Below are 20,295 nucleotides of genomic sequence, written 5' to 3'. Positions count from 1 at the left end.
TGGACTGACGCTATCGCGAGCAGGCTCGCTCCCACAGGGGTTACGCTGTCCTTGTGGGAGCGAGCCTGCTCGCGATGGGGGCGGACCTGCTGGCAGGTTATTCGCTGAAGGTCATGCCATGTTTGGCCTTGGTGGTCTTCACCGCTTCCAGCACCGCCAGCAGGCAATCATCACGATAGCGCTCCAGCGCCGAAATGCTGTGTTTGCCCAGTTGCTCGCTGGTGCCGTCGACCACGTCGTCGATCAGCTTGTCGGTCAGTTCCGGTGCGGGCAGGTAAGTCCAAGGCAGTTGCAGCGCCGGACCGAATTGCGCCATGAAGTGCCGCATACCGGCATCGCCGCCGGCCAGGGTGTAGGTCAGGAACGTGCCCATGAACGACCAGCGCAGCCCGGCGCCAAACCGGATCGCATCGTCGATTTCGCCGGTGGTCGCCACGCCATCGTTGACCAGGTGCAGCGCCTCGCGCCACAGCGCTTCGAGCAGACGGTCAGCGATAAAGCCCGGTACTTCCTTGCGCACATGCAGCGGGCGCATGCCCAGCGATTCGTAGACTTTCATCGCTGCCTGCACCGCTTCCGGTGCCGTGTTCTTGCCACCGACCACTTCCACCAGTGGCAACAGATAAACCGGGTTGAACGGATGGCCGACCACGCAACGTTCCGGGTGGGTCGAGCCCTCGTAGAACTCGCTCGGCAACAGCCCTGAAGTGCTGGAACCGATCAGTGCATTGGGCTTGGCCGCCGCGCTGATTTTGCTGTGCAGTTCGAGCTTCAGTTCAAGGCGTTCCGGGGCGCTTTCCTGGATGAAGTCGGCATCCCGCACGCACTCTTCGATGGTCGCGACAAAGCGCAGGCGATCTTGCGAAGCGCCGGGTGCCAGGCCTTGTTTTTCCAGCGCGCCCCAGGCATTGGCGACGCGTTTGCGCAGCGCGGCTTCGGCACCGGGCGCCGGGTCCCAGGCCACCACGTCCAGGCCATGGGCGAGGGCGCGGGATACCCAACCGCTGCCGATGACACCACTGCCCAGCGCGGCGAATGTTTTGATTTCGGTGATAAAGCTCATGGTGAATTCCTGAAAAATTTGGTGATCCTGTGTGGGAGCGAGCCTGCTCGCGATGGCGGTATTCCTGCCGCAGATATGCGTTGGATGTACTGACGCCATCGCGAGCAGGCTCGCTCCCACAGGGGGAAATAGGTGTGGTGTGGTTTAACCGCGCTTGGTCAGGCCCATCTTCGCCCGGCCTTCGGCAGGGGTCAGAACGCGGGCGCCGAGGCGGCTGAGGATTTCGCTGGCGCGTTCGACCAGTTGGCCATTGGTCGCCAGTACGCCACGATCCAGCCAGATATTGTCTTCCAGCCCGACCCGCACGTTGCCGCCCAGCAGCACCGCTTGAGCTGCCATCGGCATTTGCATGCGACCGATGCCGAACCCGGCCCAGACCGCATTGGCCGGCAGATTGTCGACCATGGCTTTCATGGTGGTGGTGTCAGCCGGAGCGCCCCATGGGATGCCCAGGCACAGCTGGAACAGCGGGTCGTCGAGCAGGCCTTCCTTGATCAGCTGTTTGGCAAACCACAGGTGACCGGTGTCGAAGATTTCCAGCTCGGCTTTCACGCCCAGCTCTTGAATGCGTTTGGCGCCAGCGCGCAGCTGGGCCGGGGTGGAGACGTAAATGGTGTCGCCGTCGCCGAAGTTCAGCGTGCCGCAGTCGAGCGTGCAGATTTCCGGCAGCAGCTCTTCGACGTGAGCCAGACGGGTCAGTGGGCCGACCAGGTCGGTGTTCGGGCCGAACTCCATCGGGTTCTCGCCAGCGCCGATTTCCAGGTCGCCGCCCATGCCAGCCGTCAGGTTGACGATGATGTCGACGTCCGCTTCGCGGATGCGCTCCATCACCTCACGGTACAGCGCCACATCGCGACTGAACTTGCCGGTTTCAGGGTTGCGCACATGGCAGTGGACCACGGTGGCCCCGGCCTTGGCGGCTTCCACGGCAGCGGCCGCGATTTGTTTCGGGGTGACCGGCACGTGTGGGCTTTTGGCGGTCGTGTCGCCAGCACCGGTGAGTGCGCAGGTGATGATGACGTCGTGGTTCATGGTGCGGTTTCCTTCAGACATGATTTTTGGGCGTAGCGGACCCGCTCGCAGCCGAAACCGGCTGCGAAGAGGGGATTCATTCGGGTTTATTTACTGCTCAGTTGCAGATTCTCGGCAGCCGGTTTGCCGTCGAACGTGGTCACGCCTTCAAGCCAGCGTTGCTTGTCTTGCGGGTGATCCTTGAGCCATTGCTTGGCCGATTCGAAAGCGTCCTTGTGATCGAGCAGCGGTTGCATCATCCGGCTCTCGTCTTCGGCGGTGAAAGTCAGGTTGCTCAGCAAGCGGCTGACGTTCGGGCACTGGCTGGCGTAGTTCGGGGCGGTCACGGTCCAGACGGTGGCCGAGCCTTCATTCGGGCCCAGGGCGTCCTGGCTACCGGTGAGGTAAGTCATTTTCACGTTGACGTTCATCGGGTGCGGCGCCCAGCCGAAGAACACCACGGCTTCGTTGCGTCGTACGGCGCGATCCACCGCTGCGAGCATGCCGGCCTCACTGGATTCGACCAGCTGGAATTTGCCCAGGCCAAACTGGTTCTTGGCGATCATTTCCTTGATCTGGGTGTTGGCGCCCGAACCTGGCTCGATGCCGTAGATCTTGCCGCCCAGTTCTTTTTCGAACTTGGCGATGTCGGCGAAGGTTTTCAGGCCCTTGTCGGCGAGGTAGGTCGGCACGGCCAGGGTGGCGCGGGCATCCTTGAGGCTCGGTTCACTCAGGACGGTCACCTGCTTGCCGGCGACAAACGGGGTGATGGTCTGGGTCATCAGCGGATTCCAGTAGCCGAGGAACATGTCCAGGCGCTGGTCGCGGATGCCGGCGAAGATGATTTGCTGGGAAGCACTGGTTTGTTTGGTCTTGTAGCCGAGGCCATCGAGCAGGACCTGGGTCATGGCGCTGGTGGCGATCACGTCGGTCCAGTTCACCACGCCCATGCGCACGTTCTGGCAGGCGGCGGGGTCGGCAGCCATCGCGCCGGAACTCAAGAAAGCGGTACCACTGAGTGCGAGAACGCAGCTGCTGATCAGTCGTTTCATGGTGGGATCCTCGGCAGGTCGTTATTGTGGGGTCCGGCGTCTCTGTGCGCCGGTGATGTCAAGTTACGCAGCTGAACCCGGCAGAAAACGCACAGCGGCGACCAGCTCTTGCACTGCAGCGACCTGTGCTCTTGTGGCGGGGTGGTAATTGGCGTATCACCTGTTCCACGCTGCCCGCCATCCGAGTGCGCTCCATGTCCCAGGATTTCTACTTTCTGTTGATGCCGGGTTTCTCGGCCATCGGTTTCATCTCGGCGATCGAACCGCTTCGGGTGGCCAACCGCTTTCGTGGCGAGTTGTACCGCTGGCATGTGCTGAGCGCCGACGGCGGTCCGGTATTGGCCAGCAACGGCATGTCGCTCAACGCCGATGCGGCGCTGGAACCACTGAAAAAGGGCGCGACCTTGTTGGTGGTCGCGGGGTTCGAGCCGTTGAAGTTCGTCAACCCGACACTGGAGCACTGGCTACGTCGCCTCGATCACGACGGCGTGACCCTCGGCGGCATCGACACCGGCAGTTTTGTCCTCGCCGAAGCGGGGTTGCTCGACGGCCACCGCGTGACCCTGCACTGGGAAGCCATCGACGCGTTCAAGGAGTCTTATCCACAGCTCAGCGTGACCCAGGAGCTGTTCGAGATCGACCGGCGCCGCATCACCTCAGCCGGCGGCACAGCCTCTATCGACCTGATGCTTGATCTGATCGCCCAGGCTCACGGCCCCGAGTTGGCGATCCAGGTCAGCGAGCAATTCGTGCTCGGGCGCATCCGTCCGCGTAAAGACCATCAACGCATGCAAATCGCCACGCGTTACGGCATCAGCAACAAGAAACTGGTGCACGTCATTGGCGAGATGGAACAACACAGCGAACCGCCACTCAGCACGCTGGAACTGGCGGACTCGATCAAGGTGACGCGACGTCAGCTTGAGCGGCTGTTCCGCTTGCACCTCAACGACACGCCGAGCAACTTCTACTTGGGGTTAAGACTGGAAAAAGCCCGGCAGCTGCTGCGCCAGACCGACATGAGCGTGCTGGAAGTGAGCATCGCCTGCGGGTTTGAATCGCCGTCGTATTTCACCCGCAGTTATCGGACACGGTTTGCCCGCTGCCCGCGCGAGGATCGACGGCGGTTGGGGGATGGGCGGGAGGTGGTTTGACAGGCATTTACAGTGATTTATACTCGGAACTATAAATTATAGTAGTTTCAATAATTGAGTATAAAGCCATGTCGAAAAACACCGGTTTTGTATTTCGTCGCCCCAGCCTGGCTCAAAATATTGCCGATGGTTTGATGGGGACCGGAATCCAGGACTACACCTCTGGCCTGTTCCTGGCCGCGCCACGGCGTACAGGGAAAAGCACCTTCCTGCGCGAAGACCTGATACCGGAATGTGAATCCCGAGGTTGGTTGACGGTCTACGTTGATCTCTGGGCTAACAGGGACAAAGATCCTGCTGACCTGATTGCCACCGCAATTGCGGGGGCATTGGTGCCGTATGAGAAGGGCATTCGAAAACTGGCCAAGTCGATGGGCGTCGAGAAACTCAGTTTTCTGCGTACGCTGTCCTGGGATTTCAGCAAACCACAATTGCCCGAAGGCGCGACGCTGACTCAAGCCCTGGAACTGCTGCACAACGCTGCTGGCAAGACTGTTGTGCTGGTGATCGACGAAGCCCAGCATGCGTTGAGCACTGACGCGGGGGTCAACGCCATGTTCGGGCTCAAGGCCGCTCGGGACCAGCTGAATCAAGGGCGTGAAGGAGATTCCAGTGGTTTGCGCCTGGTGTTCACCGGCTCCAATCGCGACAAACTGGCTCACCTCGTACTGAGCCGAAACCAGCCTTTCTACGGTTCCAGCATTACTCCGTTCCCTCTATTGAGCAAAGCGTTCACCCAAGCCTACACCGTTCATTTGAATGCCCATTTGGCGCAGACCAACCAGTTTGTCGCTGAAGACATCGACGAGGCTTTCGAATTAGTGGGACGCCGTCCTGAAATGCTCCGGACCATTATTGGTGAGGTAGCCCTGGAACTGGGCGAAGCAAGCAATCTGAGCCAATTGCTGCGAAGCAGCGCCGAATTGTTGCGTGCCGGCGTGTGGACTGAGTTTGAAAGCGCCTGGAACGCCCTGACCGTTGCACAGCGTGCAGTACTGGAAGTCATGGTCGAGCGCTCGCAGAGCAACGAACCTTTTGCACCCTTCACCGACGCGACGTTGGTTGCGGTGACAAAAGCACTGGAAGCGATGGGCAGTGAGGTGGTGCCGGGCACACAGACCATCCAGGCGTGCATCGATGCCTTGCGTGAAAAGGAACTGGTCTGGAAATCGAATCGCGGCGCTTACGCGCTTGAGGACAAGTCGTTTGCCGACTGGCTCAAGCACTATCGCGCCCGGAAGGCTCAGTAAGCCTACTTCTTCATCAACCCTGAACACGCTGCCTTGTACGCCTCATGCTGATACTTGTTCAGCGTCGCCGGCAGTGCAAAGTCGAATTTCTTGTTCTGTGCATTGATGGTCTGCGGTGACAGCAGCGTCACCTCGCAGTTATCCAGCAACTGGAAAACCCCTTCGATCTTGAAGGTGGTCGGGCCGCCGGCGAATTCGCCTTTTTTGCTGCGCTTCTTGATTGCGATGCGCTCGATGCCGTTGTCACGAACAAAGGCGCCGACCTGCGCGGCGAAGGCTTTGACGTTGGCGGCTTCGTCATCGTCGTCGAGGGCGATTTTTTTGGTGTTCAGGGCGACGTGGGTCAGCGTCTGATTGTCGAGAGAGGCGACGGCGAAGATCGCCTCGCTGCCTTTGATTTCGATGCCGCAGAATTTCATGAACACGCCTTGAGATGGTGGTGCTGTTGCAGGGCAATAGAGCTGCGTTTATTGCTGGCCGATCGACTCCAGGAACTCCGACCGTTCGTCGCTCTTGCTCGCCAGGCAATCGTTCAGGTCCATGGTGTAGGTCTTGCTGCCCACCGCTGCGGGGAACGCTGCAATCGCGCAATCGGCATCCCGCGATTTCATCCAGAGCTGCTCGGCGGTCTGGAGTTTGCCGGTGATGTCTGCCAACTGCGCCTTGTTGTTCGCGTATTGGGTTTTCATCCGATCCAGTAAGCCCTGGAAATTGTCCTTGAGCAGTTGTTCGGCGGTGTTTTTGCTATAGGTCGAGCACTCCAGGGTCTGGACGTCGTTTTCGACCGCATCGCACGGGTTTTTGTCGGCTTCTTCTGCCGCCTGTACGCCGGTCGCTATCAGTGCCAAAGCCAGGAAGATCGATTTCATTGCGTAGCCGCCCCTTGTTCCAGTGATGCATCCAGTGATGCGGCGAATTCTGGCGCAACTATTCGGGAAAGAACAGGAGGGCAAAGGGCCTGCGGTGAGACCCTTTGTCGCGTATTGACGCTTTCGGCAATTCCCCTGTCGTTTTTGCACCCGGCTGCCCCGTCCCTCAAGCATATGCTGACCCCAAAGCGCCGGCAGACGATTCGGCGCATGAATCGCTAATAGGGGACTGCCTGATGAGCCCAGCCGAACTGCACGCCGACAGCATCGTTATCGACGGGCTGATTATTGCCAAGTGGAATCGCGAGCTGTTTGAAGACATGCGCAAAGGCGGCTTGACCGCGGCCAACTGCACCGTTTCGGTGTGGGAGGGCTTTCAGGCCACCGTCAACAACATTGCCGCCAGCCAGAAGCTGATCCGTGAGAACAGCGACCTGGTGATTCCGGTGCGCACCACCGCCGACATCCGCAAAGCCAAGGAGCAGGGCAAGACCGGCATCCTGTTCGGCTTCCAGAACGCTCACGCTTTCGAAGACCAGATCGGCTATGTCGAGGTCTTCAAGCAGCTGGGCGTCGGTATTGTGCAGATGTGCTACAACACCCAGAACCTGGTCGGTACCGGTTGCTACGAGCGCGATGGCGGCCTGTCGGGTTTCGGTCGTGAAATCGTTGCCGAGATGAACCGCGTCGGTGTCATGTGCGACCTGTCCCACGTCGGCTCGAAGACTTCCGAAGAAGTCATCCTCGAATCCAAGAAGCCGGTGTGCTACTCCCATTGCCTGCCGTCGGGTCTGAAAGTGCACCCGCGCAACAAATCCGATGAAGAACTGAAGTTCATCGCCGATCACGGCGGTTTCGTCGGCGTGACCATGTTCGCGCCGTTCCTGGCCAAAGGTATTGATTCGACCATCGACGATTACGCCGAAGCCATCGAATACACCATGAACATCGTTGGCGAAGACGCCATCGGCATCGGCACCGACTTCACCCAGGGCCATGGCCAGGACTTCTTCGAATACCTGACCCATGACAAGGGCTACGCCCGCCGTCTGACCAGCTTCGGCAAGATCATCAACCCGCTGGGCATCCGCACCGTGGGCGAGTTCCCGAACCTGACCGAAACGCTGCTCAAGCGCGGCCATTCCGAGCGCGTCGTGCGCAAGATCATGGGCGAAAACTGGGTCAACGTCCTGAAAGACGTTTGGGGTGAATAACACCATTTCCAACTAACTGTCCCTGTAGCAGCTGCCGAGGCACGAGGCTGCGTTGGGCTGCGAAGCGGCCCCCCGAGGGCGGTCCTGCGGACCGCAACGCAGCCTCGTACCTCGGCAGCTGCTACATATCGCCTCAATACAACGAATTCTGGAGTTTTACGCATGGCCAAGATCGCCCCACAACTGCCAATCGAAGTCGACAGCGAAACCGGTGTCTGGACCTCTGACGCCCTGCCGATGCTGTATGTGCCGCGTCACTTCTTCGTCAACAACCACATGGGCATCGAGGAAGTGCTGGGCGCTGACGCCTATGCCGAGATCCTTTACAAGGCTGGCTACAAGTCCGCCTGGCACTGGTGTGAGAAAGAAGCTGAATGCCACGGCCTGGAAGGCGTTGCGGTGTTCGAGCACTACATGAAGCGCCTGTCGCAACGTGGCTGGGGCCTGTTCAAGATCCAGGACATCGACCTCGACAAAGGCACTGCCAGCGTCAAGCTCGAGCACTCGGCGTTCGTCTACGTCTACGGCAAGGTCGGACGCAAGGTCGACTACATGTTCACTGGCTGGTTTGCCGGTGCCATGGACCAGATCCTGCAAGCGCGCGGCAGCAAGATTCGCACCGTCGCCGAACAGGTTTACGGTGGCTCCGAAGAAGGCCACGACGACGGCTTGTTCACCGTCAAGCCGTTGTAAGTCGAGGATCCTGCCATGGCTTTCGAAGCAATGTTCCAGCCGATTCAAATCGGCAAACTGACCATCCGCAACCGCGTGCTCAGCACCGCGCACGCCGAGGTTTACGCCACCGACGGCGGCATGACCACCGATCGGTACGTGAAGTACTACGAAGAGAAAGCCAAGGGCGGGATCGGCCTGGCGATTTGCGGCGGTTCTTCCAGCGTGGCCATCGACAGTCCGCAAGGCTGGTGGAAATCGGTCAACCTGGCCGATGACCGGATTATTCCGCACTTCCAGAACCTGGCCGACGCCATGCACAAGCATGGCGCCAAGATCATGATCCAGATTACCCACATGGGCCGTCGTTCGCGTTGGGACGGCGAGCATTGGCCGACCCTGCTGTCGCCGTCGGGCATCCGTGAACCGGTGCACCGCGCGACCTGCAAAACCATCGAGCCGGAAGAAATCTGGCGGGTGATCGGCAACTACGCCAGTGCTGCTGCGCGTGCCAAGGCCGGTGGCCTGGACGGCGTTGAACTGTCGGCGGTGCACCAGCACATGATCGACCAGTTCTGGAGCCCGCGCGTCAACAAACGTACCGACGAATGGGGCGGCAGCTTCGAAAACCGCATGCGTTTCGGCCTGGAAGTGATCAAGGCTGTGCGCAAGGAAGTCGGTCCGGATTTCTGCGTCGGCATCCGTATCTGCGGTGATGAATTCCACCCTGATGGCCTGAGCCATGAGGACATGAAGCAGATCGCCAAGTACTACGACGACACCGGCATGATCGACTTCATCGGCGTCGTGGGCTCGGGGTGCGATACCCACAACACCCTGGCCAACGTTATCCCCAACATGAGTTATCCACCGGAGCCGTTCCTGCACTTGGCGGCCGGTATCAAGGAAGTGGTCAAGGCCCCGGTTCTGCACGCGCAGAACATCAAGGACCCGAACCAGGCAACACGCATTCTGGAAGGCGGTTACGTCGACATGGTCGGCATGACCCGCGCGCACATCGCCGACCCGCACCTGATCGCCAAGATCAAGATGGGCCAGATCGACCAGATCAAACAATGCGTGGGTGCCAACTACTGCATCGACCGTCAGTACCAGGGTCTGGACGTGCTGTGCATCCAGAACGCCGCGACCTCCCGTGAATACATGGGCGTGCCGCACATCATCGAGAAATCGACCGGTGTGAAACGTAAAGTCGTGGTGGTCGGTGCCGGCCCTGCGGGGATGGAAGCGGCACGTGTAGCCGCCGAACGTGGCCACGACGTGACCCTGTTCGAGAAGAAAGAGTTCATCGGCGGACAGATCACTACCGCCTCGAAAGCCCCGCAACGGGACCAGATCGCCGGTATCACCCGTTGGTTCCAGCTGGAACTGGCGCGTTTGAAAGTCGACCTGCGCCTGGGCGTAGCCGCTGACGCGGCGACCATTCTCGACCTGCGTCCGGACATCGTGGTGCTCGCCGTTGGCGGTCATCCGTTCCTTGAGCAGAACGAACACTGGGGCGCGGCTGAAGGCCTGGTAGTCAGCAGCTGGGACGTGCTCGACGGCAAGGTTGCACCGGGCAAGAACGTGCTGGTCTACGACACCATTTGCGAGTTCACCGGGATGTCGGTTGCCGACTACCTCGCGGACAAGGGCAGCCAGGTCGAGATCGTCACCGACGACATCAAGCCGGGCGTGGCCATCGGCGGTACGTCGTTCCCGACGTACTACCGCAGCATGTACCCGAAAGAAGTGATCATGACCGGCGACATGATGCTCGATAAGGTCTACCGCGAAGGCGACAAGCTGGTGGCGGTGCTGGAAAACGAATACACCGGCGCCAAAGAGGAGCGGGTGGTTGACCAGGTCGTGGTCGAGAACGGCGTGCGGCCGGACGAAGAAATCTACTACGCGCTGAAGGAAGGCTCGCGCAACAAAGGCCAGATGGACATCGAAGCCTTGTTCGCGATCAAGCCTCAGCCATCGTTGAGCCAGGCGGGTGACGGCTATTTGCTGTTCCGCATCGGCGACTGCGTGGCCCAGCGCAACACGCACGCGGCGATCTACGACGCGTTGCGGTTGTGCAAGGATTTCTAACGGATTTACCACCATCACCTGTGGCGAGGGAGCTTGCTCCCGCTGGGCTGCGAAGCAGCCCCAAAACCTGCAGTCGAGGTGTATCAGGTGTACACCTGAGACTGTTTTGGGAGCGCTTCGCACTCCAGCGGGAGCAAGCTCCCTCGCCACAAGTAGGTGCGTCGCTCTCATCGGCACGCACATGACCCCGAGGTCTTTGGGAGCTCCACCATGTTAAACACCCTTCTTCCCATCCTGCTGTTTGCTGCCCTGGGCCTGGCTGTCCTGGGCGCGTTGCGGCGGGTGGCCATGTGGCGCCGGGGCCGTGCGTCCAAGGTCGATCTGATCGGCGGCCTGCTGGCAATGCCCAAACGCTACATGGTCGACCTGCACCACGTAGTGGCGCGGGACAAATACATCGCCAACACCCACGTCGCCACGGCGGGTGGTGCGGTGGCGTCCATCGTGCTGGCGATCCTGGTTCACGGTTTTGGCCTGCATAACCGCTTCCTCGGTTATGCACTGTTGTTGATGACGGCAGTAATGTTCGTCGGTGCGATCTTTGTTTATCTGCGTCGGCGCAACCCGCCGGCGCGTTTATCCAAAGGTCCGTGGATGCGCCTGCCGAAAAGTTTGCTGGCATTCTCGGCGTCGTTCTTTCTGGTGACCCTGCCGGTGGCGGGCATTCTTCCGGAAAACTTCGGCGGCTGGCTGTTGGCGGCGATCCTCGGTGTCGGCGTGCTGTGGGGCGTGTCTGAGTTGTTCTTCGGCATGACCTGGGGCGGGCCGATGAAGCACGCCTTCGCCGGTGCCTTGCACCTGGCCTGGCACCGTCGCGCCGAACGTTTTGGTGGTGGTCGTTCTACAGGTCTTAAACCGCTTGACCTGAACGATCCGCAAGCCCCCTTGGGCGTGGAAAAGCCCAAGGATTTTACCTGGAACCAACTGCTCGGCTTCGACGCCTGCGTGCAGTGCGGTAAATGCGAAGCAGCGTGCCCGGCGTTTGCCGCTGGCCAGCCGCTGAACCCGAAAAAACTGATTCAGGACATGGTCGTCGGCCTGGCCGGCGGCACTGACGCCAAGTTCGCTGGCAGTCCTTATCCAGGTAAAGCTATCGGTGAACACGCGGGTAATCCGCATCAACCGATCGTCAACGGTCTGGTGGACGCTGAAACCCTGTGGTCTTGCACCACTTGCCGTGCCTGCGTTGAAGAATGCCCGATGATGATCGAGCACGTTGACGCGATCGTCGACATGCGTCGCCATCTGACCCTGGAAAAAGGCGCGACCCCGAACAAGGGCGCCGAAGTCCTGGAAAACCTGATTGCCACCGACAACCCTGGCGGTTTCGCGCCGGGCGGGCGGATGAACTGGGCGGCGGACCTGAACCTGACACTGCTCAGCGAGAAGAAATCCACCGACGTGCTGTTCTGGGTTGGCGACGGTGCATTCGACATGCGCAACCAGCGCACCTTGCGCGCCTTCGTCAAAGTGCTGAAAGCCGCGAAAGTCGACTTTGCCGTGCTCGGTCTTGAAGAGCGTGACAGCGGTGACGTGGCTCGCCGTCTGGGCGACGAAGCGACCTTCCAGCTGTTGGCCAAACGCAATATCCAGACCCTGGCCAAATACAGCTTCAACCGCATCGTTACCTGCGATCCGCACAGCTTCCACGTGCTGAAGAATGAATACGGCGCCTTCGATGGCAACTACCTGGTGCAGCACCACAGCACCTACATGGCGGAAATCATCGACGCTGGCGCGCTCAATCTGGGTCAGCACAAAGGCGACAGCGTGACCTATCACGATCCGTGCTACCTCGGTCGCTACAACGGCGAATACGAGGCGCCGCGCCAGGTACTGCGTGCGCTGGGGATCGAGGTCAAGGAAATGCAACGTTCCGGTTTCCGTTCGCGCTGCTGCGGCGGTGGCGGCGGTGCGCCGATCACTGACATCCCGGGCAAGCAACGGATCCCTGACATGCGCATGGACGACATTCGCGAAACCGGTGCCGAGCTGGTGGCCGTGGGTTGCCCACAGTGCACGGCGATGCTCGAAGGCGTGGTCGAACCACGGCCGCTGATCAAGGACATCGCCGAACTGGTGGCCGACGCGCTGCTCGAAGACGCGGCGCCCAGCAAGTCACCGGCACCGACTAAACGTCAACCCGCGGAGGCCCACTGATGAGCGACATTATCCGCCGCGATCCGCGCGCTGAATGGATCGCCCGCAACCGTCTGCATCCGCTGCATGCCGCCATGCAACCGGTGGAACACAGCTGGATGGGCCCCAACGGGATCATTCGCAAGAATCCTCACGGCATTGGTTTCATCGGCCTCAATGGCATCAAGCGGATTGACCGCAGTGGTGCACAGCAGGGCGGGGCGACCAAGCGTACGGCCGCCGTTGAAGTGCAATTGCCGCTGCATCAGGTGGCGACACCTGCGTTCTACATCAGCGTGGTGCCGGACATGGTTGGCGGCCGTTTGAGCAGCCACGACCGCGACCTGCTGGGCCTGGCCCATCAACTGGCCGGCAAGGACGGTGCGGTGCTGGCGGTGGTCTTTGGCGAACACAAGGAAAGCGCTTTCGCCACCGCGGGCGTCGACCGCCTGTTGGTGCTCGATGGCGAGGAATTCGAGGGTTATGCACCGGAACAGCGGGTGCAGGGCCTGCGGGCTGTGGATAACCAGTTCAGTCCTCGTCACTGGCTGCTGCCGGACAGCCGCACCGGTGGCGGTGAACTGGGTCGACGCTTTGCCGCTGCACTCGGTGAACGCCCGGCCACGCGGGTCTGGCAGGTCAAGGATCAGGAGTGCATCGGCCGCGCCGGTGCCGGTCTGCAAGACTTGGCGCGCCCTGTTGCACGGTTGATTCTGGCGGCGGTGGAATGCGCCGAACCGGTCAGCGAAACCCGTCATGAAGCGTTGCCGGTGGAGTTATCCACAACGGTTGCGCGCAGTCTGTCGCGGATCGAGGACCAGGGCGCGGTAGCGGTCGACCCGGCAGCGATTCCCATGGCCGAAGCCGAGTTCATTTTCTCGGGCGGCAACGGGGTCAAGGACTGGAACCTTTTCCACAGGACCGCAGCAGCCCTCGGCGCGACCGAAGGCGCATCGCGGGTGGCGGTGGACGATGGTTTCATGGCCCGCGACCGTCAGGTCGGCGCCAGCGGCACCTGGGTCACGGCGCGGGTCTACGTGGCGGTGGGGATTTCCGGGGCGATCCAGCACCTGCAAGGCATCGGTGCCTGCGACAAGGTGGTGGCGATCAACCTCGATCCTGGCTGCGACATGATCAAACGTGCCGACCTGTCGGTGATAGGTGAAAGCGCAGAAATTCTTCAGGCCTTGATCGCGGCGGTAGAGGCTTACCGCAACGACGCCAAGCGCGATGCGGCTTAAGAGAAGGAAAGGGTTATGAGTACTCATGTAATCAGCCTGGTGTCGATCGGCGCCCACCCGACCTCGGGCCGGCCACGCCGCGCCGAGCAGGATGCGCGGGCGGTTGAACTCGGTCTGCAACTGGCTGGGGATAACCTGCAAGTGCTGCACGCCGGTGATGTCGAGGAACCTGCGCTGCGGGCTTACCTGGGCATGGGCCTGGAGCAGTTGCTTGTGCTCGAACAGCCCCAAGGCGCCGATGCGCTGCCAGCGTTGAGCGCTTATTTGCGCGATGCCGGCGCTCAGGTGGTGTTGACCGGCAGTCAGGCGGAAACCGGTGAAGGTTCGGGCATGTTGCCGTTCCTGCTGGCGGAAAGCCTGGGCTGGCCGCTGGTGGTCGGGCTGGCGCAGGTCGAATCCATCGACGGCAGTTCGGCCCTGGTGCTGCAAGCCTTGCCCCGTGGCCAGCGTCGCCGCTTGAAAGTGCGCCTGCCGTTTCTCGCCACAGTGGATAACGCCGCGCCCAAGCCACGGCAAAGCGCCTTCGGCCCGGCTCGACGCGGTGTATTGCACGCCGAAGACGTTGAAATTATCGACGATGAATTGCTCGCGGTTGCAACGTTGCAACCGGCCAAGCCGCGGCCAAAACGCTTGAAAGTGATCAAGGCCAAGAGCGGCGCCGACCGGATGAAAGCCGCGACGGCCAAGGCCAGCGGCGGCGGTGGGCAAGTGCTCAAGGGGTTGAGTGCCGAGGCCGGGGCTGAGGCGATTCTCAAGTTGCTGATTGAAGAAGGCGTGGTTCGCTAACAGAAAATCAGCGCAGATCTAATGTGGGAGCGAGCCTGCTCGCGAATGGGGGCTAACACTCTGCATCGCAGTCGGCTGATCCAACGCTTTCGTCGGATCGCCGCCAGGAGCAGGCTCACTCCCACAAGGAGAAATAATGGCAGTTGAATTTCGTTCGGCCCAGCGCGCGGATGCGCGGGAGATTGCTCGCCTGTTTCAGATTTCATCGGAAGGCGCCGCGGATTACATCTGGAGCCAGCTGGCGGAGCCCGGCCAGGACCTGCTGGATGTCGGTGCCAGTCGCTACGCCCGTGAAGATGTGGATTTCTCCTATCAAAACTGCCTGATCGCGCAGGCGGAGGGGAAGGTCATTGGCATGCTGCACAGCTATGTGATGCGTCACGATCCGCTGGCCGCTCCTGTCACCGATCCGGTCCTGGCGCCGTATGCCAAGCTGGAAATCCCCGACACCCTCTACATATCGAGCCTGGCGCTGCATGAGGGCTGGCGCAATCAGGGGCTGGGCCAACAATTCCTCGCCTACGCTTACGACCGTGCCAACCAGTTGGGGCTCAACGGCTTGAGCCTGATCGACTATGCGTCGAACACCGGCGCCCGTCGGTTTTACGAGCGACATGGCTTCCGTGTCGTCGATACCTGCCAGATCACACCCCACCCGATGATTCGGGTCACGGGTGAAGCCTATTTGATGTATCGGCCTTAAGGCATCAACCCAATCCCTGTGGGAGCGAGCCTGCTCCGGGCGGCGATCCGACGATAGAGGTCTGTCAGTCAACATCATCGTTGAATTTGATGGCCTCTTCGCGAGCAGGCTCGCTCCCACAGTTGTTATGAGCTTTTACCCACAATCCCTGTTAGCGCTTCTGTGGATAACATGTTCACCCCTCGCTGCACCCCATGCAGATCAAGCCCTGCAAGCCCTTGTACGAAAAACAACCAGCCTAACCTCGCGTTTTTTCGAGCTTTTTTCAGTGGATAAGGGCATCAGTCGTTCACGACTTGCCCCCAATCTCTGTTGGCGCTTCTGTGGATAAGATGTTCGCTGTCCGCTGTAAGCCATACAGATCGTGGCTTTCAAGCTTCTGGTCAATAAATAACCAAATACCGGTTTTTGCCCTCCGCTGACTGCTCAAGCCCACGAAATATGCAGCCTGGACGTGGTTTTCCACAGCGCACTGAATAAGGTGCACAGTTGCCCCCAAAGTCTGTTGGCGCTTCTGTGGATAAGGTGTTTGCGATCCTCTGTGAGCCATGAAAGACGTGGCTTACAGGGTTTTGATCAAAAAATAGGCAGCGGCTGTCGAAAACCGCTCAATTGAATAAGTCACGGATTTTCTTCAGTTTCTGTGGAGAAAGTTTTCAGTCTTTCCACAGTTGTCCCCATTAGCTGTGGGTGGAGGTGTGGATAACTTGTTCGCGGAAGGCTGTACGCCACGTTCCTTATAGGCTGGAACGCGATAGATCATATTTCGTACAGTTCTAAAGACCAGGAGAGTGTATTCGGGAGGGATGTGGTGCAGGGGAGGACGCTATCGCGAGCAGGCTCGCTCCCACATTGAATGATGGTGTTCGCAGCATTTGTGAACACCACCAATCCCCTGTGGGAGCGAGCCTGCTCGCGATGCTTTGGATCTTAGCCGTGAACCGGTACGCCTTTGAGGTACGGTGCAGGTTCTGCGCCCAGGTTGCTCAGCAGACGCTCGCTGTACCAATCCACGAAGTTCACCACGCCGAACTCGTAAGTCTTGGAGTACGGGCCTGGCTGGTACGCCGTGGAGTTGATCCCGCGCTGGTTCTCTTCGGCCAGGCGACGGTCCTGGTCGTTAGTGGCGTCCCAGACCTGGCGCATGCGCTCCACGTCGTAGTCCACGCCTTCGACGGCGTCCTTGTGGACGATCCACTTGGTGGTGACCATGGTTTCCTGGGCGCTGATCGGCCACACGGTAAACACGATGATGTGGTCGCCCATGCAGTGGTTCCAGGAGTGCGGCAGGTGCAGGATGCGCATCGAGCCCAGGTCCGGGTTCTTGATGCGACCCATGAGTTTGGCGCAGCCCTGTTTGCCGTCCATGGTCATCGACACGGTGCCCTTGAGCAGCGGCATGCGCACGATGCGGTTACGCAGGCCGAAACTGGCGTGGGCGTAAGGGATCTTCTCGGCTTCCCAGGCGGCGGCGGAGGCGGCGACGTGGTCCTTGAACGCCTGGTCGGCGCGTGGGTCGGTCACGTCATCCCATTCCAGCAGGGTTTTCAGCAGTTCCGGGTGCGACGCGTTGCAGTGGTAGCACTCGCGGTTGTTTTCCAGCACCAGTTTCCAGTTGGCCTTTTCCATCAAGGTGGTTTGCACCGCCACCTTGGTGTTTTCCATGTCGTACGGTTCCATGTAATGGCTCAGTGTCGACAGGAAATCATCGATGGCCGGCGGGTTTTCCGCGAGGCTGACGAAGATGTAGCCGCCAGCGGTCTTCACGTTGACCGGTTTGAGGCCGTACTGCTTCATGTCGAAGTCGTCGCCCATCTCGGAGCCGGCGAACAGCAGGCGCCCGTCGAGTTCGTAGGTCCACTGGTGGTAGTGGCAGACCAGCTTGGCGACCTTGCCTTTTTCGCTGGTGCACAGACGCGAGCCACGGTGACGGCAGACGTTATGGAAGGCATGGACCACGCCTTCTGCGCCGCGAATCACAATGATCGGGTTCTTGCCGATCTGCAGGGTCAGGAAGTTGCCCTTGGTCGGGATTTCGCAGGTCATGCCGGCGATCAGCCACTCTTTCTGGAAGATCTCCTGCATGTCGATATCGAACAACCGCTCATCAGAGTAGAACGGCTGTGGCAGCGAAAATGTACGCTCGCGCTCTTGCAGCATCTGCGCGGTGGCCTTGCGTGCGGGTTCCAGTGGATCGCCCAAGCTCAAGGTAGTGGTGACGTCCATCGTTTAAGTCCTCATGGCCATCTGTGTGGCCGGCGAATAGTTAATCAGGGTTGCTACGCAAGGCAGAAAACAACGTTTATCTGTTGAGGCGAGTGTGGGGCCGGCGCAGGCTGGAACCTTATCCATGGGCGACATGGCCCAATCTGTTCCCGACGCTCAACCCCCGGTGGTTGTGGGCTGGTCGCGATAAGTACGTGAATGTCGTAGATAGGTAAGTGGCCACTGCACGCCTTGCGCAGAATCGGCAACATGAGGCCGACAGTCGGCCGTGGAGAACAGCATGTCCAATAGTTTCCTGAACCCAGTCACCACCCAGACCTGGGCCAATGGCCGGCACATTGTCCGTTGCGTCAAAGTCATCCAGGAAACCTGGGATGTGCGGACCTTCTGCTTCATGGCCGACCAGCCGATCATGTTCTTTTTCAAGCCAGGGCAGTTCGTCACCCTGGAGCTGGAGATCGAGGGCGTGCCGATCATGCGCTCGTACACCATTTCCAGTTCGCCGTCGGTGCCTTACAGCTTTTCGGTAACCATCAAGCGCGTACCGGGCGGCAAGGTTTCCAACTGGTTGCACGACACCCTGCACGAAGGCCAGGAGCTGGCGGTGCACGGGCCGGTCGGGCTGTTCAACGCCATCGACTTCCCGAACCCGAAAGTGCTGTACCTCAGTGGTGGTGTGGGAATCACCCCGGTCATGTCCATGGCCCGCTGGTTCTTCGACACTAACGGCAATGTCGATATGGCGTTCATCCACAGCGCCCGCTCGCCAAAAGACATCATCTATCACCGCGAGCTGGAACACATGGCGTCGCGGATCGAAAACTTCAGCCTGCACCTGATCTGCGAAAAACATGGTTTCGGTGAGCCATGGGCCGGGTATCGCGGTTACCTGAACCACAAGATGCTCGAACTGATGGTCCCGGACTTCCTTGAGCGTGAAGTGTTCTGCTGCGGCCCGACGCCGTACATGAATGCGGTCAAGCGCCTGCTGGAGAACGCCGGCTTCGATATGAAGCGCTACCATGAGGAGTCTTTCGGTGCCACGCCGCCGGAGGCTCGCGCGGACGCCATGGAGCACGCCGAACAGGCGGCCGACGCGCCGGCAATCGACGCCGCCGACCTGCATGAAGTGGAATTCACCGCCTCCGGCAAAAGCATCCGTGTGGCGCCAGGCGAAACCGTCCACGCTGCCGCCTCCAAGCTTGGCCTGCTGATTCCGAAAGCCTGCGGGATGGGGATCTGCGGAACGTGCAAGGTGATGAAGCTGGGCGGGGAGGTCGAGATGGAGCACAACGGCGGGATCACCGAAGAAGACGAAGCCGAGGGTTACATCCTGTCGTGCTGCAGCATTCCGAAAGGGGATGTACGGATCGAGTTCTGATTGGCTCTGGCTCAGAACCTGTGGCGAGGGGGCTTGCCCCCGTTGGGCTGCGTAGCAGCCCCAAACCCTGAGAGTGCGGTCTGTCAGGCAGGCCGTGTTTGCTGAATTTACGACGGCTTCGCCGCCGAGCGGGAGCAAGCTCCCTCGCCACAAAGTTTCATTTCATTCTGGTGAGGGTATTACCCCGCCATCACTTCCCGAATATCCGCCGCCAATTCCCGAACGCGCTCTACCTCGGTATCCCACGAGCACATGAAGCGGGCGCCACCTTTGCCGATGAAGGTGTAGAAACGCCAGCTCCTGGCGGTCAGTGCCGCGACGGCCGATTCCGAGAGTTGCAGGAACACGCCGTTGGCTTGTACCGGGAACATCAGTTCAACGCCCGGAATGTCGCTCACCAGCTCGGCCAGCAACTGTGCGCAGTAGTTGGCGTGGCGGGCGTGTTTGAGCCAGGCGTCGTTTTCCAGCAGGCCGACCCATGGTGCCGAGAGGAAACGCATTTTCGACGCCAGTTGCCCGGCCTGTTTGCAGCGGTAGTCGAAGTCTTCAGCGAGCTTCTGGTTGAAGAACAGTATCGCCTCACCCACCGCCATGCCGTTTTTCGTCCCGCCGAAGCACAGCACGTCGACGCCGGCCTTCCAGGTCAGGTCAGCGGGCGAGCAATTGAGGAACGCGCAGGCGTTGGAGAATCGCGCGCCGTCCATGTGCAGGTTCAGGCCCAGTTCCTTGCAGGTGGCGCTGATGGCGCGGATTTCTTCCGGGGTGTAGATGCTGCCGACTTCGGTCGCCTGGGTCAGGGTCACGACGCGTGGTTTCGGGTAATGAATGTCCTGGCGCTTGAGGGCGATTTCGCGGATCGATTCCGGGGTCAGCTTGCCGTTTTCAGTGCGTGCGATCAGCAGCTTGGAGCCGTTGGAGAAGAATTCCGGCGCGCCGCATTCGTCGGTTTCGACGTGGGCGGTTTCCGAGCAGATCACGCTATGGTAGCTCTGACACAGCGACGACAGCGCCAGGGAGTTGGCAGYGGTGCCGTTGAAGGCGAAGAACACTTCGCAGTCGGTTTCGAACAATTTGCGGAAATCGTCCGAGGCGCGCGCCGTCCACTCGTCGTCGCCATAAGCGCGTTGGTGGCCTTGATTGGCCTGTTCCATGGCGGCCCAGGCTTCCGGGCAGATACCGGAATAGTTGTCACTGGCGAATTGTTGGCTCTTGTCGGTCATGGCCGGCTCCGTGGTCGATGATGGTGCGCACTGTACCCAAGATTGGCAGGGGAGCACACGCCCTGTTTCTGTAGGAAAAATGCAAACAGCTTGGGAGATTATGCGCGTGTCTACTGCAAACCTTGAAACACCTGCTTGCCGCATGATCCTTCAGCATTTTCCCCTTGATCCCGGGTCATGTCGTAAACGCACCTTTGCGTGGCGTCCATAGGCATTT

17 protein-coding genes are annotated in these 20,295 nt (G+C 60.2%); 10 read left to right on the top strand and 7 right to left on the bottom strand.

Annotated features, from left to right (window positions below; translation table 11 throughout):
* Positions 1 to 97 precede the first annotated feature (97 nt).
* The 3 genes from AC1DIH_RS08645 to choX all read right to left on the bottom strand — a co-directional run bounded on the left by AC1DIH_RS08645 (position 98) and on the right by choX (position 3,126).
* Positions 98 to 1,063, bottom strand: coding sequence for an L-carnitine dehydrogenase (locus AC1DIH_RS08645; RefSeq protein WP_477771378.1), 966 nt, complete (start codon positions 1,061 to 1,063; stop codon positions 98 to 100).
* 144 nt (positions 1,064 to 1,207) lie between these two features.
* A complete protein-coding gene (cdhC, locus tag AC1DIH_RS08640) occupies positions 1,208 to 2,095 on the bottom strand; it encodes a 3-dehydrocarnitine:acetyl-CoA trimethylamine transferase CdhC (RefSeq protein ID WP_019694008.1) in 888 nt (295 codons plus the stop codon).
* Between the two features lie 86 nt (positions 2,096 to 2,181).
* Complete coding sequence (choX, locus tag AC1DIH_RS08635; protein ID WP_123581264.1) at positions 2,182 to 3,126, bottom strand: choline ABC transporter substrate-binding protein; 945 nt, start codon at positions 3,124 to 3,126, stop codon at positions 2,182 to 2,184.
* Positions 3,127 to 3,320: 194 nt separating this feature from the next.
* Here choX and AC1DIH_RS08630 point away from each other — a divergent pair, with 194 nt between their 5' ends.
* Both AC1DIH_RS08630 and AC1DIH_RS08625 read left to right on the top strand, forming a co-directional pair.
* Positions 3,321 to 4,280: a GlxA family transcriptional regulator gene (locus AC1DIH_RS08630; RefSeq protein WP_103322148.1), complete on the top strand. Its 960-nt coding sequence runs from the start codon at positions 3,321 to 3,323 to the stop codon at positions 4,278 to 4,280.
* A 68-nt stretch (positions 4,281 to 4,348) separates the two neighbouring features.
* On the top strand, positions 4,349 to 5,530 hold the full coding sequence (locus AC1DIH_RS08625) for an ATP-binding protein (protein ID WP_477771377.1): 1,182 nt from the start codon (positions 4,349 to 4,351) through the stop codon (positions 5,528 to 5,530).
* A gap of 2 nt (positions 5,531 to 5,532) precedes the next feature.
* Here the strand turns inward: AC1DIH_RS08625 and AC1DIH_RS08620 are convergent, their stop codons facing one another.
* Entirely contained in the window at positions 5,533 to 5,949 is a 417-nt protein-coding gene (locus AC1DIH_RS08620; protein ID WP_477771376.1) for a DUF3010 family protein, read from the bottom strand.
* A gap of 48 nt (positions 5,950 to 5,997) precedes the next feature.
* Entirely contained in the window at positions 5,998 to 6,399 is a 402-nt protein-coding gene (locus tag AC1DIH_RS08615; protein WP_019694004.1) for a lysozyme inhibitor LprI family protein, read from the bottom strand.
* Between the two features lie 236 nt (positions 6,400 to 6,635).
* On the opposite strand from AC1DIH_RS08615, the gene AC1DIH_RS08610 reads away from it, so the two are divergent.
* The 7 genes from AC1DIH_RS08610 to AC1DIH_RS08580 all read left to right on the top strand — a co-directional run bounded on the left by AC1DIH_RS08610 (position 6,636) and on the right by AC1DIH_RS08580 (position 15,251).
* Entirely contained in the window at positions 6,636 to 7,613 is a 978-nt protein-coding gene (locus AC1DIH_RS08610) for a dipeptidase (RefSeq protein ID WP_007907542.1), read from the top strand.
* Between the two features lie 162 nt (positions 7,614 to 7,775).
* Complete coding sequence (locus AC1DIH_RS08605; protein WP_008033249.1) at positions 7,776 to 8,306, top strand: DUF5943 domain-containing protein; 531 nt, start codon at positions 7,776 to 7,778, stop codon at positions 8,304 to 8,306.
* 15 nt (positions 8,307 to 8,321) lie between these two features.
* Positions 8,322 to 10,382, top strand: a complete 2,061-nt coding sequence (dgcA, locus tag AC1DIH_RS08600) for a dimethylglycine demethylation protein DgcA (RefSeq protein WP_347928196.1) — start codon at positions 8,322 to 8,324, stop codon at positions 10,380 to 10,382.
* Positions 10,383 to 10,592: 210 nt separating this feature from the next.
* On the top strand, positions 10,593 to 12,542 hold the full coding sequence (gene dgcB, locus AC1DIH_RS08595) for a dimethylglycine demethylation protein DgcB (RefSeq protein WP_054594379.1): 1,950 nt from the start codon (positions 10,593 to 10,595) through the stop codon (positions 12,540 to 12,542).
* Positions 12,542 to 13,762 (top strand): electron transfer flavoprotein subunit alpha, encoded by a 1,221-nt coding sequence (gene etfA, locus AC1DIH_RS08590; protein WP_477771375.1) that lies wholly within the window; start codon positions 12,542 to 12,544, stop codon positions 13,760 to 13,762. Before dgcB ends, etfA begins: the two co-directional genes overlap by 1 nt.
* A 15-nt stretch (positions 13,763 to 13,777) precedes the next feature.
* Positions 13,778 to 14,548 (top strand): electron transfer flavoprotein subunit beta, encoded by a 771-nt coding sequence (gene etfB, locus AC1DIH_RS08585; RefSeq protein WP_477771374.1) that lies wholly within the window; start codon positions 13,778 to 13,780, stop codon positions 14,546 to 14,548.
* Between the two features lie 136 nt (positions 14,549 to 14,684).
* Positions 14,685 to 15,251, top strand: coding sequence for an N-acetyltransferase family protein (locus AC1DIH_RS08580; protein WP_477771373.1), 567 nt, complete (start codon positions 14,685 to 14,687; stop codon positions 15,249 to 15,251).
* Positions 15,252 to 16,181: 930 nt separating this feature from the next.
* Here the strand turns inward: AC1DIH_RS08580 and gbcA are convergent.
* Positions 16,182 to 17,477 carry a glycine-betaine demethylase subunit GbcA gene (gene gbcA, locus AC1DIH_RS08575; protein ID WP_477771372.1) on the bottom strand — a complete coding sequence of 432 codons (1,296 nt, stop codon included), beginning with the start codon at positions 17,475 to 17,477 and terminating at the stop codon, positions 16,182 to 16,184.
* A gap of 280 nt (positions 17,478 to 17,757) precedes the next feature.
* On the opposite strand from gbcA, the gene gbcB reads away from it, so the two are divergent.
* Positions 17,758 to 18,858 carry a glycine-betaine demethylase subunit GbcB gene (gene gbcB / locus AC1DIH_RS08570; RefSeq protein ID WP_477771371.1) on the top strand — a complete coding sequence of 367 codons (1,101 nt, stop codon included), beginning with the start codon at positions 17,758 to 17,760 and terminating at the stop codon, positions 18,856 to 18,858.
* A 179-nt stretch (positions 18,859 to 19,037) separates the two neighbouring features.
* Here gbcB and AC1DIH_RS08565 read toward each other — a convergent pair whose 3' ends face one another.
* On the bottom strand, positions 19,038 to 20,078 hold the full coding sequence (locus AC1DIH_RS08565; protein WP_477771370.1) for a threonine aldolase family protein: 1,041 nt from the start codon (positions 20,076 to 20,078) through the stop codon (positions 19,038 to 19,040).
* Positions 20,079 to 20,295: the final 217 nt, after the last annotated feature.

It is taken from the genome of Pseudomonas sp. 05N36 (assembly GCF_056397385.1).
Note: the sequence above shows the minus strand (reverse complement) of the source record. Positions and strands in the feature narration are given on the sequence as shown.